Raw genomic sequence first — 18,895 nt, forward strand, 5'->3', positions numbered from 1 at the left:
TCGCAGTGTGGCGCTCAGACGAGCGTCCCGGCTATCAACACGTCGCGGTCGTCGTAGAGCAACGCCGCGTCGCCGTCGTTGTTCCAGACGGGTTTGTCCGCGCCCCAGTAGAGAACCGGGTCGCTGTCGGTTCCGTCGCCGGTCACGACGACGCACCAGTCGCTCGCGTCCACGACGAACTCGTCGGGGAACTCGTAGCGCCGACCCGACAGGTCCTCGACGCGCCACCCGGTGAGGTCCACCGGGTCGTCGCCGACGTTCCGGAAGGCGACGAACTCGCCGGTCAGGTTCTCGAAGTCGTCGCCCGGCGCGTCGGGTTCGACCAGACACTCGAACGGCGAGTCGTCCGGAACCGACCCGAGGTCCGGATAGCTCTGGGTCGTGACGGGAGCGCCCTCCTCGTCGTAGACGTGAATCTCGTCCACGGCGTCGTTCCACACCGGCGCGCCGCTATTCCAGTAGAGGTCCGACTCGTCGTCGTCTCCCTCGCCGGTCCGGAGGCGCACCACGTCGCCCGCGTCGATGGTGAACCCCTCGGGGAAGGCGTACTCGTGGCCCGCGCGGTCCGCGACGGTCCACCCGGTGAGGTCGAGCGTCCGCCCGGCGGCGTTCCGGAACGCGACGTACTCCTCGTCGAGGTTCTCGAAGGTGCCGCCCGCCGACCGTTGGCTGACGACCGCGACCGACAGCGCCCCGGTCTCGCCCGGCGGTCGCTCGGCGATAACGTCGAACTGGAGGTCACTGGACACCTCACCCGTGCCGACCGTCGCCTCGCGGCTACTCCAGAGGTGGGTCGAACCGTCGGTCCACCGGGCGTGACGGTAGCGGCGGGTGACGCGCTTGCCGGTTCTGGGCACCTCTTCCTCGGGGATGGACGCGTCTCGCTCGTCCAGAATCGCGCCCTTCGGGTCGGTGTCGTGGTCGCGGTCCGCGACCAGCATCTCGCCGCGTTCGAGGTCCGTCGCCCGGCGACCCCGCCGGACCGGAACCAGCGGATGCCAGTAGTCGGGCACGCCGGTCGAGAGTCGATAGGCCCAGTCCGCGTCGGTCGTCGGTTGGACCGGCGCGTCGGCCGCTTTCCCGGCGGCCTGCTGGCTCTGTTCGTGGCGGTCGAGTCGCGTTCCGAGCGGTCCTTCGACGGCTTCCTCCAGCGCCCACGCCACGTTCGCGCCCTCGTCGCGGGCGAACGTCACCGTCTCCACCGGGTCGGTCTCCAGCGACTCCGTGACGGTCGGCGGCAAAAAGAGGCTTCGCTCCACGTCGTTGCCCGCTTGGAAGGTGAAGTCGAACAGTCGCCACGAGTCGCCGATGCCCGCGGTCGGACGCACCTCGGTCTCCCGGCCGAAGGTGTCGGTCACGGTCAGGTCCTCGACGGTCGCCAGCGTCCCGACGGGCAACTCGACGGGGACCCGGAACCAGTCGGCACCCGACACCAGCGCGTACTCCGCCAGCAGGAGCCGCGAGATGTCCTCCGCGGCGGCATCGACGTTCGGGACGTTGACCTCGCCGTCCTCGAACGCCCACCAGCGACGGGCGGGCATCCCGCCGAACCGGACCGGCGTCGGCCGGGTCGCGGTCGTCACCGTCTCGGTCTCGGGGACCGCGGCGTCCTCGGGCGGTTCGGGCGGCGACCCCTTCCGGGCCGCGAAGTCGTACCAGTCGAGTCCGCCGCCCTCGTAGGCTTCGACCGAGAGACTCCGCCGGTCGCTGTCGCTCCCGGCGGCTACCTCGAACTCGTACTCCAGTCGTTCGGGGTCCCACGCGTCGGCCTCGCCGTCGGGTTCGGAGTACACCTCGCCGTACCACTCCCGGAACTCGCTCACGGCGTCGAGGTACGACTGGTCGTAGCCGTCGTCGGTCTCCAGCGACTCGTTGGGGAGCGGAAGCGGCCCGCTCAGGCCCATCTCGGCCTTCGTGAGGACGTGATAGAGTCGGTCGCCGTCGAGCGCCCGACCCGAGACGACCGCGGCGAACCGCTCGCCCTCGGCGTCCAAGTCCTCGTCGGGTACGTCGAGCAACAGGCTGTCCACCTCGTCGTAGGCGTCGAGCGCCGGTGCGTCCGCGAAGTCGGCCGCCGCGTAGTCGAACGACTCGTCGTGGGTCGCCAGCAGGCGCAGGAACTGCGCGCCCGCGTCGGCGGCGTCCCGGAGGTTCCGGTCGGGGTCGTCGAACCGGCGACTCACTCGCTCGCGCTCGGCCAGCACCTCCAGCGGCGGCGACTCCGGCGTGTACGCGCCGGAGTCGCGCCCGCGTTCGTCGCCGAAGCCGTAGGCCGTGACCGGCCGTCGGCGGACCGAGAGGTCCACCCGTATCGGCGACCCGGCGTCAACGCCGTCGAACTCGCCGAGTTGCCACTGTCTCGCCAGCGACCACGCCGGGTCGTGGACCGACGCCCGGAGGCTACCGGCGAGTCGTTCGTCTCGGGTGCGAGGCTCCAGTCGTCGCCACGTCGTCGTAGATTCCATCTCAGTTACCTCCTAGCAGGTCGGTCAGGTCGACCGAAACCGTCCGCGGGTCGGCGGGACCGTCCACGCCGTCGCGGGCGTAGGTCAGCGCGGGCAGGACGTGCCCGAGGTCCCGCAACGTCGCGGCGTCCACCGCGCGGGACCGCGCCAGCGCCATGGTCTCGGACACCACGTCGGCGAGCGCGTCCACCGACCATCCGTCGCGGTTCGGCGGTGCCGCCAGTAGCATCGACTGGGGCGCTTGGTTCGTCGGCCGGTCGTGCTGGAAGGCCACGCCGGTCGTCTCGGACTCGTCGGGCACCGACTCGACCCACTCGTCCACGAACAGTCCGGCCACCGGACGCCCCCCGTGGCCGGTCGCGGCGTGGGTCACGAGCGACAACCGACCCGCCGGTCGCCGGTCGTCCCACGCCTCGGGCAGGCCCACCCAGTCGTCGTCCTTGACGTAGGGGAGTTGGCCGACCCGAAGCCGGGAACCGCGCTGTTCGGCGTCGAAAGTGGCCGACGGCCCGGCGAGGGCCTCGGCGCTGGCGAACGCCCGGCCCAGCGTCTCCGGAGCGTCCCGGACGGTGGCGTTTCGCCGGAACCACGTCTCGACCGCTAGCGGGTTCCGCTCGCGGTTCTGGAGCGAGTCGCTGTGGGACACCGACAGCGCCGACCCGAGTTCGGTCGGGTTCGTCGGCGCGAACGGCGCGAGGACGGTGAACGACTCCTCGAAGACGGTCTCGATGCGCGCGAGTTCGGTCTCGGCGTCCGGGTCGGCCGCTCCGCTGTCGGCGGGCGCGTCGGCCAGTCGCGCCGACACCTCGTCGGCCACCGCCGCGGCCTGCCGCGTCAGCGTCTCTCGGGCGTCCTCGCCGTAGCCGGTGGCGACCTGCGGAACGCTCGCGCCGACGCCGAAGTGCGACGCCGCCATCAGCGCGTCCCGGACGGTCTCGAACGTCCCGAGTCGGAACCCGGAGACCGCGGCGCTGGCGGTCCCGGTCAGGGCGTCGAGGTCCCGGAGCGACGACGCCGCACTGCCCAGTGCGGCGTCCAGTGTCTGCTCGACCGCGGCGTCCTCTCGGTCGGCAACTCGGCCGAGCGCGTCCCCGAGTTCGCTCAGTTCCTCGCTCTCGTAGGCCAGCAGGTCAGTTCCCGCGCCGGACGCGAGCGCTTCGACCGCATCCAGCAGGTCCCGCCACGCTCCGGCCGAGAGGTCCTCGTGGTCGAACCCCGGCAGTGCGACCGGCGGGAGCGCCAGCAGGTCGTCCACGTCGTCGGTCAGGTCGGCGGGCCACGCGTCGTCCCAGTCGTCGCGCTGGCGGACCGCCGACCAGTCGATTTCGGCGTCGAGAGTCCGCAGAGGTCCGAAGTCGGTCCGGGCCAGCGCCTCCCGGAGCGGTCGGGCGGCGTCTCCGACTCGCCGGAGCGTCCGGGCCGTCTCGGCGAACGCCGTCAGCGCCGGGACCGACACCGGGCCGACGCCCGGCGCGACCGAGGGCGTCTCTTCGACCGACGAGACGACGGTCCCGGACTGCTGGCCGACGGTCCCGTTCGGGCCGTGGACCGTCACCGAGAACGCGGTTCCTTCCGGCACCGCGCTCAGGTCGAAGTCGGCGGCGAACCTGCCGCCCCGTTCGACCGTCACGTCCGCCGACAGGAGCAGTGGCTGACTTCCCGACGCCCGGAGACGGACGCCCAGTTCGGTGCCCTGCTCGGCCGCGACCACGCCCTCGACGGTGGCGTCGGCGGTCGGTTCGAGTCGGACCTCGCCATCGACCGTCGCCAGCGAGACCAGTCCGGCCGCCAGCGCGTCGGCGAGGCGACCGACCGCCGCCCGGACCGCCGCCGAGTCCACGCCGTCGAGGTCGGCCGCGAGTCCGTCGAGGGTCACGTCGCTCGGCGGGAGCGCGGCCACCGCATCGCCGACCGCATCCAACCCGGTCAGGTCGTCGCGGCCGTCCTCGTCCGGTTCGAGGACCGCCAGCGTCCGCCCGAGGTCGGCGTCCGCCCCGGCGAGTTTCCCGACGACGGCGTTCGCCCGCGTCCGGAGCGCGTCGGCGTCCCGGTTCCGTCCGCCCGCCGACGCCGGTTCCCGGAGGTCGCGGGCGTCGGCGGGTCGTCCGGTCGAAACGAGGTCGCTCGCGGGTTCGACGGCCGCCAGCACCTCGCCGAAACTCACGAGACCGTCGAGCGAAGACAGGCCGTCGAGGGTCCTAACGTCGTGGTCCCACTCCGAGACCGCCCGGAAGGTGAGTTCGACCGTCGCGTTCTCGGGCAGTCCGCGCTCGCGGGCGAGGTGATAGCGGACGCGCTGTTCGAGTTCCGACTGCTGTGCCTCGACGCCGCCCTCCACGACCGCGAGCAGGTCCAGCGGCGACAGGCCGAGGTCGGCCAGCGTGACGCCGTATCCGCCCTCCGAGACGACAGCGCCCTCGTCGTCGCGGACCTCGTAGGTGCAGGCACAGGCGACCGTCGCGGGGTCGGGGAGCAGGTCGGCGACCCACGCGTCCAGATTCGGTTCCGCCGTCGCCCGGACCTGCCGGTGGGTCGTCGGCCACGCCTCGGGCGACTCGGGGTCGCTGTCGCCGAACAGCACCAGCATTCGGTGGGTGACGCCGGTGGCGCTCCGGGGCGTCTCCACCACGTCTATCTCCGGGGGCGCTTCGCCGCGGGCCAGCGCGTCGAGCGAGGCCCCCGAGCGCATCGACCGGCCCTGAAGCAACTGGTGGACGCTCTCTGCTGTCAGCAGGTCTTTCACGGCGTCGATGGTGTCGTGGATGTCGTCCAGAATTAGCTGGACTGCGTTGTACGCCGCGGGGTCGGACTCCTCGTCGGGAAGCGTCTGACCGGTCGGCGACCCATCGACGCTCCGGCCCCACGGAATCCCGTCGTCGCGCCACGTCCGATAGAGCGCGAGTCCGTCCACGACATCTCGGGACGCCGCTTCGGTCGGCGTCCCGCCGTCGCCCTCGCGGGCTTGCTTGCCAGCGACCGGAGGTTCGAGTGCCCGGAACTCCCGGAGGTACTTGTCGAGGTCCGGCGGGGAGTCGGTCTCTCGGAGTCGGCGCTCGAAGCGATAGCCCAGTAGCGTCCCGAGGGGTTCGCCCGCCCGGACCGTCTCGACGACCTCCATCGCGGCCCGGACTCGCTCGGGAGAGAGGTCGAGGTCCAGCAAGTCCGCGCGCTCGTCCTCGAAGGCCAGACTCCCGTTCCGCAGGACCGCGCCGGTCGTCGCGTGTTCTATCGAGGGCGCGTGGAGGTAACCCTCCGAGTCGGGGTCGTCGGTCTTGGCGATGTCGGTGACGTACCCCCACCCGCCGACGTAGAGACCGGAGTCGCCCTCGGCGGTCTGGTGGTCGCGAACGTCGTCCAGACGCCGGGTCGCTATCGAGGTGGCCCACGCGTCGAGTCGGTTGCTCGCCAAGTCCAGCGTCTCGGTCAGCAGTCGCTCGGCGGTCTCCGGGTCGAAGTCGCGCTTTTGGATGTACCGGAGGCTGTCGGTGTGGGCCTGCAACTGCGGCGAGACGGCGGATTCGGGGTCGCTGGCCCGAACCCGGTCGAGGGCTTCGACGTAGTTATCGTCCTCCGACACCGCCGGATGCTCGGCGAGCGTCGAGGGAACCGGGTCGTAGAGTCGCTGGACGATGCCCTCGTCGCCGTGGCCGTAGCGTTCTGGTTCGGGGACGAGTCTCCAGACCTCGCCCGACAGCAGGCGGTCGATGTCGGTCCGGCCGTCGTCGTAGAGGTGGCCGAGTCGGACCCGAGCGGCCGCGTACTCCTGTAGCGTGGCGTAGTAGAGCAACGCCTGCAGGAGCGACCCGAACTCCTGCCCGACGAACTCGAACCGGTCGCGGGCGTCGCCGAGCGGCGACTCGTCGATAACGTCCACGAGTTCCGGGCCGGGGTCGGCGACGGCGAGCGACTCGAACGACGACCCCAGAAGCGCGTCGAGAAAGGGGTCCAAGTCGTCGCTCACCAGCGGGTCGATGGGTTCGCTCTCCGGCCCCCACAGCAGAGTCTCGGCGACTCGCGGGACCGTCGTCTGCGACCCGCCGAGCGCCTTCTCCACGTAGTCGATTCCGACCGACTGCTTCACGCTCCGGATTGCCTTCTCGATGTCGGCGGCGAGTCCGTGGTCCTCGGTGGCGTCGGTGAGCAGTTCGCTCCCGTACTGCGCGCGGGTCCGGTAGCCGACGCTCGTGGCGTCGAGGCTCAGTATCTCGAGCAGGTCCTCGACGGGAGACCACCCGTCGGCCACGTCGTCCAAGACGGTCACGTCGTCGCTCGACCGCTCCCACACCGGCCGGAGCGCGCGAACGATGTCCACGAGGTCCGAAAGCACGTCGAGGTCCGGGAAGCGCCGGGAGTCGCCCGCCCCGAGAAGTTCGTCGTCGCCGTCGCCCGCCAGCGACAGCTCCCGCCAGCGAGACCCGTCGAGGCTCGTCGCCGGGAGGACGCCGTAGGGTTGGTCGCCGACGCGGAGCGTCGGCAGGGGTCCCCGGCCCCGGACGTACTCCACGAAGTGGTCGCGGTAGGCTCCGAGCCACGTCAGCAGTGCCTCGTAGTCGAGGTTGCCGCCGTTGCCCTCGGCCACCGCGGGAGCCAGCATGTGCGGGACGTAGTAGCCCCACGTCGCCGACCAGAGCGCCTGATTGAACTGTCTGGCGTCGCGTTGCTCAATGGCGTCGGCACCCGGAACGTGACCGAAGACGTGTTCGCGCGACTCGTCGCCGAGTTGCTCGGGGTCGAGTCCGAGCAGTCTGGCGGCCTTCGCGCCGTCGGTGCCCGGCCGGGCGAGCGACGGGCCACACTCGACGGCCACCCCGTCCGACCGGGTTCCGCTCGCGCTGGGCGAACTCCCGGCGCTCGCTTCGCCCGTGTTGTTGGTCGCCGTTCCCTGTTCGAGAAACGACAGGCCGTCGGTGAACCGGTGGGCGTCGAGCAGGTCGCCGACCGACTCCGCGGACGCCGCGGCGGTCATCGAGGACTTCACGCCGACCACGACGATGGAGTCGATTCCGTCTCGGGCCTCCTGCTCGGAGAGTTCGGTTTCGAGGGCCATGCCGATTCGCTCGGCCGCCTCGAAGTCCACGGTCCAGTCGGGCGCACCCGTGGCGTCCGCGCCGTCCGTGTCGGTCCTCGGGTCGGGTCCCGGACCGACCGGGAGCGGTTCCCGAATGGCCTCTCCCTCGACGGTTCGCACTTCGTCGCCGAGGTCCACGACGGCGACCCAGCGGTCCGGCAGGAGTCGGGCGCGCGGCGGTCTGGTCCACGCCGCGGGCAGGGTCGGCACGTCGTCGCCGAGCGCCGAGAACGCGACCGAATCGAGGTGCGCCGGGGCTATCGGGCCGCCGAGCAGGTCGTCGGCCTGCGGCGGTGCTGTCGCTCGCTTCACCCACGCCGCGCGGTTCTCGTCGAACCGCTCGACCAGCGCGTTCCACGCCCGGCGCAGGACCGCCTCGTGTCGGTCGTCGGCGCTCTCGGGGAGCGACGACAGGTCCACGTCGTCAAGCAGGTCGGACTCGCCGACGTTGCCGAGTTCGGCGTCGAGGAGACTCGTCGGCACATCGTGGGCGGCCCACCAGACGCGCTCCCAGAATCGCCTGCCCGCCGCGCGTTCGGCCGCCGTGAGACCGCGCTCGTGGGTATCGACGTGAACGTCGTCGGGGTAGACCCGAATCTGGAGTCGGCAGTCGCCCCACGAGTCGGCCGGAGTGAATCGCGTTTCCAGTTGCACCGGGAGCATCAACACCGGTTGGAGCGGGTCGGCCAGTGTCGCGAGCGCAGTCGTCGCGTCGTCGGGGTAGGACTCGACCGTCGCCGAGAGGTCGGCGTTGAGTCGGTAGGTCAGGTCGTCGGCGAGCGACTGGGCGGCCGACACGTCGGCCCGGAACGCCGCGACCTGCTCGCGGGCCGACGAAACGGGACCGTCGTTCAGTCCGGACCCGAGGGTCGCCGCCCGCTCGCCGATGGCCTCGTCGTGGTCGCTCTCGAAGGCCGACTCCACCCCTCGGAGTTCGGTCTCGAACGCCTCGCCGTCGTCGGTCTCGAAGGCGTCCTCCAGCGCGGCCACGCCGTCGGCCGCCCCGTCTCGGTACGTGGTCCCGAACAGTCGCGGCAGGTGGGCGGTGTACTGCTCGATTGCCTCCCGGCGGTCGGCGGGGTAGTCGTCGAGTCGGTCCACGGCGTCCTCGTAGGCGTCCCGGTCGTCGGCCTCGAACGCGTCCCGGACGGCCGCGGCCGCCTCCCTCGGGTCGGCGTCCCGGACCTGCCAGCGGGCGTCGAGCGCGGCGTCGAGTCGTCGCTCGACCGTCGCCGCCGCGAGGTCCGCGAAGGGTTTCCGGAGGTCGGCGAGGGCGGCGTCGAACGCCGCCCGGTTGTAGGTCCCGAAGGCGACCCGCATCTCGGCGCACAGCCAGTCGAACTCCGCGAGCTGGAACTGCTCGAACGTCGCGCGAGCGCGGTCGGCTACGTGGCTCGGTTGGGGTGCGTCCGCTTCCGGGTCGCTCGCTGACCGTTCTACGGCGTCGGTCAGGTCGGCGAGGACCGCCGCCCCGGACCGGACTTCGGTCTCGACGCGGGCCAGTCGCTCGCGGGTCTCGGCGAGTCGGGACTGTCGGTCGGTACTCATCTGCTGTGCCTCCGGCGAAGTGGTGTCTCTGCTGTCATCTGTCGTGTAGTCGTGGCTGTTCGCGGTTCGTCTCGTCCGGCCGCGAGCGGCGTCACGCGGCCCCTCCGTCCTCGTCTGCCGGGAGCATGTCGTCGGCGTGGATGGCGATGCGGACCGGTTTCTGCCACGTAATCGCCGCCATGTGCGCGCCGTTCTTGCCCCATTCCGCGGGGTCCTCGGTTGACTCCCACCCGGACGCGCCGGGCACCGCGGTTTCGGTGTCGATGTAGCGCAACTCCGAGAGGGGGTCCTCGCCCGCGCCCCCGACGACGTGGCCCCACGAGAGCGCGGCCCACCCGGACTCGGCGTCGATACCGCCCGACCCGCCGCCTCCGGTGGACCCGTCGCCCGTCCGGATGCCGTCGGGGACGGTCCCCACGTCGCCGTCGCTCACGTCGAGTCCGAGTCGGGGTTCGCCCGGCGCTTCCTCGACGACGAAGAACCAGCCGAGTTCGTCGTCGCTCCCCGGCGTGCCTCTGGCCTCGTCCACGCCGAGGTCGAACCCGAAGAACGTCACGTCCGAGTCGAGGTGCCCCCGGAACATCGGGAACGCCACGTCGTCGGCCGTCGGGTCGGGGGCCTCGTCGTTCGTCCCGGTCGGGAGGTCGGGCACGCGCCCGGTCTGGGTCTGGTCGTCGCCGTCGTCGCCCTCCTCCCCGGGCGCGGCTTTCACGGCGTAAATCGTCGTGTTCGGGTATCTCCGGAGGAGTTCCCCGCGAATCAGCAGGACGACGTTGCCCTCGCCGCCACCCACTCCGTCACTGGACTCGTCGCCGTCCTCGTCGCGCGCAAGCGGTGCGTCGAGTCGCTTCGGGTCGCTCCCGACGCCCCACGTGTGGATGGCCTCGATGTCGGCGGGGTCGTCCGGGACCGGGACCGCGCCCTCCGCGCCCCAGAACCGGTCGAAGTAGGTCCCGCGCATGTCGGTGGGGTACTCGCGCCACCGGAACTCGCGGGCCATCTCGTGGTTCAACCCGACCATGTACGACCGGACGAACTCGGGGTTGGTTTCGAGGACGCCGATGGAGTCTCGGGGCACGTCGCCGACCCCCGGCAGGAGGTAGTCCTGCGAGAGGTCGGCCAGCGGTTCGTACATCGGCTCGTCGAACGTCGGTGCCGCCAGAATCTCGTCGAGGGGGTCCTCGCGGCCGCCGGTCGCGCCGCCGAGCCGTCGGCTGATTCGGCGGGGAACCGCCCGCTCGGGGTCGGTCGCGTCGAGGAGTGCGGCCTTCGCGCGCCCGAGGTCTATCGGTTCGCCCGCAGACGGTTCGTCGTCGTACGGCGGACAGACGGTCTCGGCCACGCGGGACCGGACCGCGTTCCGCCCGGAGTGGCCCATCGTCGCCGCGAGCAGGTCGAAGACGGCGTTCACGTCCCGCCAACTCGTCACGGCCGACTCCACGGGCGCACCCGACTCGCGGAGTTCGGCGAGTCGGTCGCCGGTCACGGCGACGAGTCGGCGAATCTCCGCCATCACGTCGGTCGCTCGGGCGTGGGACGACTGGCCGACCAGCGTCTTCAAGTCCGCTACGAGTCCGCCCGGACTGCTCGCGGACTCCCCACAGACCGCCCGGCACGCGACTCGCACGTCTTCGACTCCGGTTCCGTCCGCGGGCAGGTCGTCGGGGACGCCGACGACGACGGCGCAGACCGCGCGGAGTTGCCGGAACGCTCGGGCCGCGAGCGCGACTTCGAAGGTTCTGCACGCCGCCCGGTAGTCGCCGAAGTTGCCCCTGACGACCGCGGCGTCGTCGGGCGACAGGTCGTCGGCCAGTCGCTCCACGCCGTCGGCGGCGTCCGAGACGGTCTCGAAGGCCCGAGCGACCGCACCCAAGAAGGCGACGACGCGAGTCGCGTCGTCGCCGTCCTCGACAGTCTCGTCCACGCCAGCGAGCAGGTTGTTCGACCCGTCGAACTCGCCGCCCTCCTCGCGGCCGACGACTGCGAGTTCGGCCGCGAGGTCGGCGAGAATCGCTCGGAGGCGGGGGTCCTCGACCCCTTCGCGGGTCTTCTGGACTACCCCTCTGGCGTCTTCGAGCGCCGACCAGCACTCCTCGCGGAGTTCGTCGCCGTCGGTCTTCGCCTCGTCGTGGAGGACCGGGCCGGGCGACGACGGGCCGGACTGCCCTCCGACGACTTCGCAGAGTTCGGCGAACCCGCCGTACTCGTAGCCGTCGCGCTTCTCGGGCGTCAGCAGTCTCGCGCCGTCCGGGAACCCCTCGCGCTCGATGCGGACCGGAGAGGTGCCCTCGCTCGCCGGGTCGAAGGCGTCCACTATCTCCGACTGGTCGGGCGCGGCGTCGCCGATTCGCCCGGCTATCGGGCCGTCGGGCCGGAGCAGTCGCCGGAGTTCCCGCGAGACGGTGGCCGCGGGGAGTTTGCTGTCCTCGATGGCCCGCCGGAACGTCGTCGCCTTCTCGTTCCAGCGCGCTCGGTCGTGCATCCCGGCCGTCGCCGACACCGCCTCGGCCGGGGACAGGTCGGTCAACTCGTCGTGCGCGCGGTTGCTGGCTTCGCGGGCGAGTCGCGCCCGCCGGAGCAGTCGGTTGGCGGCCCGAATCTCGCCCACTTGGTCCCACGCCGACCCGAGCAACTGCTCTTGCTGGTCGCGGACCACCTCGGCACCGAACCCGGCCGCGATGCGGTGGCGCGGGTCCACGTTGAGTTCGCGAACCCACGACGACCCCGAGTCGGGAATCTCGCTCACGTCGGCGTGGTACTTGCCGTAGGTCGGCGGGCCGAACGTCGGCGTGCCGTCGCCGTCGGGGTCGTCGGCGTTGGCGAGCGCGGTCAGTTCCGCGCGCATCTCGTCGGGGTAGCGCAGTCGGTCGAGTTCCGCCGACTTGAGCGCGCCTTCGAGTCGAACGTCGGTCGGCGTCCGGCGAGTCGAGAGGGCTTCGACGCCGGGGTCGCTGGCGTCCACGTCGCGGTAGCCGAGTCCGGCGAGGACCTCGGGTTCGAGTTCCCGGACCAGCGACTCGAAGTCCCCCTCCCGGCCCGTGCTGAACTCCCAACTGTGGTACACCGGGAGTTCGATGCGGTCGCCGAGACCGTCGAGGCTCCACGCCATCGCCACGTCGTCCGAGCGACGGGTTCCGTCGCTCTCGCCGCCGGAGTCGCTTCCGCCCGAGTCATCTCCACTCCCGGAGTCGCTACCTCCCCCGGAGTCGCCGCCCGACTCCGGGTACGGTTCCTCGCCGAGACCCGCGAGTTTGCCGGGTTCGAACGTCGGTACGACGCAGGCGTGGTAGGACTTCCCCGGTTCGAGTCGCCGCGGCGCGACCAGTCTGGCGACGGTCTTGGTGGAGTTGGCTTCGAGTTCGTCGCGCACCGGGTCGCCCCCGGAACTCCCCGCGCCGACGACTTGGGCGTGCGCCCACGCCCACGAGTTCGTCGGGTCGGGGAGTTCCCGCGCGGGGTCGGCCGGACCGCCGATGGTCAGCGTCGGGAGCGGTTTCTCGCCGGACGCCGACAGCTCGACGCCCTCCTGCTGTTCGACCACGACGAGGCAGAACCACGGCCGGAGTTTCCCCTCGCCGTCGGCCGACACCGGACTGAAAAGCCACGGCAGGTCGGGCCGGTCGAACTCCACCATCGGGAAGTAGTTCGGCGCGAAGTCGCCGGTGTCGGGTTCGGGTTCCATCCGGACGACCTGTCGGCCGTCGATGCCGACCACGTCTCCGGGACCGTACATGTCAACGTCGAGCGAGACGGTCTCCTCGCGCGAGTCGCCCTTGCCCTCGCCGCGGAGGGTGAGCGACACCGACAGCGCGCCGGGGTCCGGAATCGGGTCCGCCAGCGTCTCGGCGTCGGGCGGTTGGTACCCCTCCCGAACCCACGGCAGGAACTCGTAGCGGGCGGCGTCGTCGCTCACGCCGACCCTCCCCGACCCGCCGCGTCGAGTTCGTGGACGCCGACCACCCGGAGCGACCCGGCCTTCCGGGGGTTGGACTCGACGTAGGCCCGCATCGCTTGCTCGGCCTCGACGTAGGTGGTCCCGCCGTCCGGGACGCCCTCTACCTGCTCGTTTCGGGTCATGTCGTCGTCGGCGACGACGTACTTCGCGTCCTCGACAGTGACCTGCTGGGCGTTCTCGTCGGCGAACTTGGCTCGCCCGGTGGTTCTGGCGTCGCTCTTTGCGACCGCGCTCGCGTCGGCTAGTTGCGCTGCTGTGTCGATTGTCATTGTTCCGAGTCCCTGCTCGACGCGGTAGGCGTCCCGCGAGCGGTCCACGTAGCTACACTCGAAAGTGAGCGTCTGTGTGGCGGACACCGAGTCGTCGGTCGCACCGCCGTAGTCGAGTCGGTCGTTGGTCACGTCCCGGCCCGCCTCGTACTTCTCGAAGGAGGGTCGCGAGAGCTTCTCGTCTCCGCTCATCTCGAAGTACTGGGCGGGCGCGAACTTCTCGCGCAGTGGGTCGGGACCGCTCCGGCCCCCGGCCGGTTCGCCGTCCACGCTGACCGCGGTCACGTCGAACCGGGTGAAGTCGGCGGGTTCGTTCTCGCCGAACTTCTCGATGGCGACGCCGAGCGGAACGACCTGCTGGCGCACCTGCACGTGACCCAGCGGGTGGGCCAACAGTCGCTTCTCGTCGTCGGGAATCTCGCGCAGGCCGACCAGCGACTCGCCGCCCTCGGGTATCTGGGTGGCCCAGTTTCGGTTGTCGGCCAGCGCGGACTTCACCTTCGGCATGAGGTTGGCTGGCGGGAGTTGCGACCCGCTACCGTCGTCGCCGACCGTGATGTCCACCGACACCGACGGCGACAGCAGGCCGAGGTCGAGCGTGACCTTCCCCCAGATGCGCCACGGCGACGGTCCCGAGAGCGTCCCGTCGAGCGAGACGCCGAGGTCCCCGATGGGCGTCGAGAAGATGAGATGGGCCGCGATGTCGAGGTAGAACTTGAACGGGTCGAACTGGACCAGTGCGTCGAACCCGAGGTGACCGTCCACGCCGAACCCGCCCGCAGAGGCGTGGAGGTCGATGGCCGCGCCCGCTTGGACCGTGTTCGAGGTGATGGCGAAGTACGCCGAGGCGCGCAGGGTGGGGTTGTCGCCCTCCACGAGGTCGATGGCGAGACGTTTCACGTCGGGGAACGCGTCCGGCGGGTCGAACCGCGGGTTGAACCCGCCGACCGACAGCAGGAACGCCGAGTCGTCGCCCCACCGCGACCGCATCGCCATCCCGCCGGTCATCGGGAAGGTGACGACCCGCGAGTCGTAGAGCGAGGCGTCTAACCCCGCCTTCTTCTCGGTGAAGTTTATCGACCCCAGCACGTTCATCTGGATGAACACCAGCGCGGCCTCCTCGTCGGGCAACACCGCGCGCAGTCGTCCGAGGAGAATCACCCGGAGCGGGTCGGGCAGTTCCAGAATCACGCCGAGCGAGGCGGTGACGATGGTCGGCGACCCCCATCCGGCCTTCAGCATCGGGCCGAAGACGTGCTGGCCGCGGGTCGGCGGGAAGATTTCCCGCAGGTCGCTCACGATTCGCTGAGCGTTCGCCACCGGGTCCTTCGGGAAGAGGACCGAGTTCATCCCGCCGTTCCGGACGCCCTTGCGAAGCACGTCGATTTGGGTCGAGCGGTTGACGCCGAGCAAGCCCCCGACGCCGTTGAGCGTGAACCCGAACCCGAGTTGGACCGGCGGGAACTCCCCGGAGACGATGAGCAACATAGAGAAGCCGTCGGACCCGTCGGGGAGTTCGGTCGTGACCAACCCGATTGCGTTCAGCGTGAGTTTGCCGACCTGTAACTGGACGGCCCCCGCGTACCGCTCGTTCTCCGAGTCGAAGTAGAGGTAGCCGCCACCGGTCACGCCGCCAGCGTCGATGGAGACGCCGATGCCGTCCGGCGGTTTGAACCCGAGACCGAGGTCCACCGGACCGAGGTTGCCCGCCGACCCGCCGGGGAAGCCAACGTCGGTCTCGATGCCCAACTTCTCGACGTTGCCCGAGATTGGGCCGAGTTCGACGCCCGCGGACGCCGACGCCGACGCGGAGAGTCCGGTCTCGCCGGGACCGAGCGAGAGGTGGATGGCGTTCAGCACCGCGGGTCCGAGGTCTGCGTGTTGGGCGAGCGACACCTCTAGACTCCCGCCGCGCTCGAAGTAGAGACCGCTCTTCGAGGACCAACCGACTTCGGTGTCGAAGTCGTAGCTGATGCCGTCCTCGGGCAGGACTTTTCGGAGGAAGCCGTCGCCCTCCTCGGGGTCGATTGCGAGTCTCCCCCGCGCGGGAAGCCCGATTTCGTAACTGAACGACGGGTCGCCGCCCGACCCGAGTTCCGCGTCTATCCGCGCCCGGACCGCTATCGACCCGACAGACACGCGGGTCCCGCCGGGCGCTTCGAGCAAGGTCGTGTCGTCTCCCTCGGCGTTCGACGGCGAGTACTCGATGCCCGCCTCGCCGTGGAGCGACCCCAACGGGTCGCCGTCGTCTATCGCCTCGAACGACACGTCGTCGGGTCTGAGGACCACTCCCTGATTGTCCACCTTCCCGGACACGTTCGTCTCGAACGACCACCCGTCGCCAAGGTCGATGGACTCGGAGAGACCCGCCGTGCCGTAGGGGACGACGCCGAGTCCGGGAACGCCGCCTTTCGGGACGGGGAGGACTCGGACGCCCGCCTCGCTCGTCCCCGAATCGAGTATCAACACCGGGACGCGGAGTTGCGGGAGGTCGGCGTCGTCGCCGCCGAGGGCGGTTCGTGCCGTCTCGTCCGGGATTTCGAGACCCGCGGGGACGCCCAACCCTTGCAGGAGTCCACGGAACAGTTCGAGCGCCCGCGCCTCGGTGAACTCGCCGTCGCCCCAGTTCGCCAGCAGGACGGGGATACTGCCGGGGTCGGCGAACACGTCGCCGACGGCCGAGAAGTCGAGTTCTCGCTCGTCGCCCTCGCCGGTGTACTTCACGACGCCGAGCATCGCCAGCACGTTGTGGACGACGGGGTGGTAATCGTCGAGGTACGTCAACAGGAGGTAGTCAAGCAGTCGCTCGCCCGCGTCGGCGGCGTCCGCGGCGTCGGTGTCCTGTGCCACCTCGCCGAACGCCTCGACGGACTCGACCACCGCGACCAACCCGTCCATCAGGTCGGGCACGTCGCCGATGTCCGGCGGGCCGTTCTCCACGACCCGTTCGTACAGTTTCGTGGCCGACGAGACGATTTCCTCGACCTCTTTCTCGACCGTCTCGAAGTCGTCGCCGAACAGTTCCCGACCGACACCGGCCTCCCGCATGAGGAAGGCCACACCGTCGAAGCCCGCCTGCTGGTCTTCGCCCGCTCTCACGAGGGGTTCGACCGTCCGGGTCAGTTCCGTGAGCAGGACTGCCGCGGTGTCCTGCCGATTTTGCTCGTCGCTCATGGGAAATCTATAACCTTCCTTTCACGAACCATCGTCGGTAGTCGGTTGTACGCCCGCGAGTACTGGTCGGCGGTACTCGCACGAATCATCGGACCTATCGAGTCCGACTCGGTGTCTTTCAGCGAACTCGGGACGATTCCAATCTCCAGATAGTGTTTCCTGTCTTTTTCGAGCAACGAGCGCTCGATGCCCAGCAGGTCCTTGATACTGAACGGGTTCTCGCTGGGGTCCTCGAAGATTTCGATGGCCCACTTCGACGGCTTCGTCGGTGTCGCGTACGCCCCCGGACTCAGTTTCGTACTGAGCGGCGGCGGGTCCGCCGTATTGCTCACGTGGGCGGTGTTCGCGAGGTGAACGATATGCTGGAACGGCCTGACTTCGTACTCGTTGCCCAAATCGACTATCGGCTGAACGAACACGTCCGTCGCGGAGGCGACGACCACCTCGTCTAGTGTAATCTTGAGCATCGACGCGATTCCCTCTCCATCTAGCACGTTGATACTGACCACCTTCTCGTCGGACTGAAAGCCGTAGTACGTCCCAGTCATCCGGGCGTCGGCGGTTTGGTCGTCATCGTCAGCGCTGTCGTACCCGTAGTAGAACTTGGACGGCTCCGGCGAGTCGATGTCGCCGTGGTTCCGACCGAATGCGGACCGCCGGACCCACTGAAGGAGCGCCGAGTCCGCGGTCAGTGCCGCGACCGACTCCCCGCTGATGAACATGATGGCACTGGTGATACCGGCAATCGTCCATCCGACGGGGTTCGAGGTCCCGGCTAGCAACACGGTCCCGCTGACGATACCGCCGATTGCCCCTAACCCCGCGATGCCGTGTCCGACTGCCACCGAAAGGTCGTTACGCTCGTAGGCCTCGACCGACTTGTAGAGGGTCATCCCCGCGTCGTAACAGTCCGCCAAGAGACCGACGACGCCCAGTATCTTGTCCGCTATCTCGTTTACGGCGACGCTGAAGACGACCTTTGCGACCGACACCGAATCGACCATCATCTTCCCGAGGGTGACGATGTTCTTCCCGAAGTCCTTCAATTCGTAGTTACCCGACTGATACTCGGAGACGGTCCCGTAGAAGTGGACTGCGCCACCCATGAGAGTGAACAACCCTTTCAGCGCGACTGCACGGCGTTGGATGATGTTTCCCGAGTCCGCCCACTCGGTCTCCTCGCTAATCGTGTGGATGACTTTCGCGTTCTTCCCCACGTACGCAGGGACCAGTCCGCCCACCTCCGACCACGGAACGTCGCCCGACGCGAGGTCTCCGAGGACCGCGTTCGGCGACGTGGACGGAAGGTGCTTTTTCACCGCCTCCTCGTCGAATACGTTCTCACTCTCGAAGAGGGGATAGAAGATGGTTCCGAGGGCTTCGAGCGCCTGATTCCGGGTAGTCTCGCGTTCGTAATCTCGGGTCAGTCTGTGGATTACACCGGGAATCAACTGCTGGGCGAGTCGGATGAGGTCGTCGACTACGGGGTCGAACTCCTTTTTCAGCTTTCCGGGGGCGTCCGACTGGACGTAACTTTCGTCCAGCGGTTTGACGAGACCGAAGTTTTCGCCCGAGAGTTTGTTCGCCGGGTCGTCGAAGAAGTCGAGGAACCGGAACGGCAACGAGAACACGAGTTCGGCCAAGAGTTCCTTTCCGACTCGCGTGTAGTGGAGACCGTTCGTCAACTGGACCGCAACTCGGAGTTGGCTTCTGTAGCTGAGGTCCCTGAACGCGGTAAAGAACGGTTGGTCGAGCAGGTTCTTCGCGTCGGCAGGCGTCTCAACGTCCGTGCCGCCGTACAGGACGAACTTCCGGAGGTCGTTGGCCTTCTCCTCCACCCTTCGGCGGCGACGGTCCACGTCGCGCCCGTGTTGTACGAACGGCGATTGCGAGTTGCCCTGCCCGCTGGCCAGTATCTTCTCGATGTCGTCGCTCCCCTGAATCTTCAGGGCCGACCGGAGGTCCGAATTGGTCGGGAGTCCATCCTTGTTCTTCCACTCGTCGGTGCGACTCTGAACGAGCAGGTTCTCGATGATTTTCCACAGTAGGTTTCGATTCCCCTCGACGGCCTGTTTTCGGTTCCATTCGACTACGCTCCTCGCGTATCTCGTGTAGAAACCGTTAGTCGCTTCGAGACCGGACTTCCGGGCGACGGACTTCCCGTCGGCTTTCTCCTTCGCCTGCTGGGTCTCCTTTTCGCCGGTCATCCGGAATCGTCTCCGGCGGATTTGCTCCCGGCTAGCGAACCACGACGCCGGTACGGGATTCTCAACCGCGCCACGCGTAAAATTCCTATACCCGGTACCATGATACCAGACAAACCTACCAGTTTAAATATTTTACTGACGTTACGAGAATGCTCGGTTCCCGTCTTCGACGGCGGTCCGACCGAGACAGCGCCCGGTGGTGTCGCGGG

Annotated in this window: 5 protein-coding genes; all 5 read right to left on the reverse strand. The window is 69.3% G+C overall.

Features of this window, described 5'->3' with window-relative positions; all coding sequences use genetic code 11:
* Positions 1-14 precede the first annotated feature (14 nt).
* Positions 15-2,465: a lamin tail domain-containing protein gene (locus P2T60_RS01655; protein WP_276280819.1), complete on the reverse strand. Its 2,451-nt coding sequence runs from the start codon at positions 2,463-2,465 to the stop codon at positions 15-17.
* Between the two features lies 1 nt (position 2,466).
* A complete protein-coding gene (locus P2T60_RS01660) occupies positions 2,467-9,081 on the reverse strand; it encodes a BGTF surface domain-containing protein (RefSeq protein ID WP_276280820.1) in 6,615 nt (2,204 codons plus the stop codon).
* Between the two features lie 91 nt (positions 9,082-9,172).
* Entirely contained in the window at positions 9,173-12,994 is a 3,822-nt protein-coding gene (locus tag P2T60_RS01665) for a hypothetical protein (RefSeq protein WP_276280821.1), read from the reverse strand.
* On the reverse strand, positions 12,991-16,479 hold the full coding sequence (locus P2T60_RS01670) for a DUF6603 domain-containing protein (protein ID WP_276280822.1): 3,489 nt from the start codon (positions 16,477-16,479) through the stop codon (positions 12,991-12,993). The genes P2T60_RS01665 and P2T60_RS01670 overlap by 4 nt, the downstream gene beginning before the upstream one ends.
* Positions 16,476-18,686 carry a hypothetical protein gene (locus P2T60_RS01675; RefSeq protein WP_276280823.1) on the reverse strand — a complete coding sequence of 737 codons (2,211 nt, stop codon included), beginning with the start codon at positions 18,684-18,686 and terminating at the stop codon, positions 16,476-16,478. The genes P2T60_RS01670 and P2T60_RS01675 overlap by 4 nt, the downstream gene beginning before the upstream one ends.
* Between the last annotated feature and the right edge of the window lie 209 nt (positions 18,687-18,895).

This window comes from Halorussus caseinilyticus (genome assembly GCF_029338395.1).
GTDB lineage: Archaea > Halobacteriota > Halobacteria > Halobacteriales > Haladaptataceae > Halorussus > Halorussus caseinilyticus.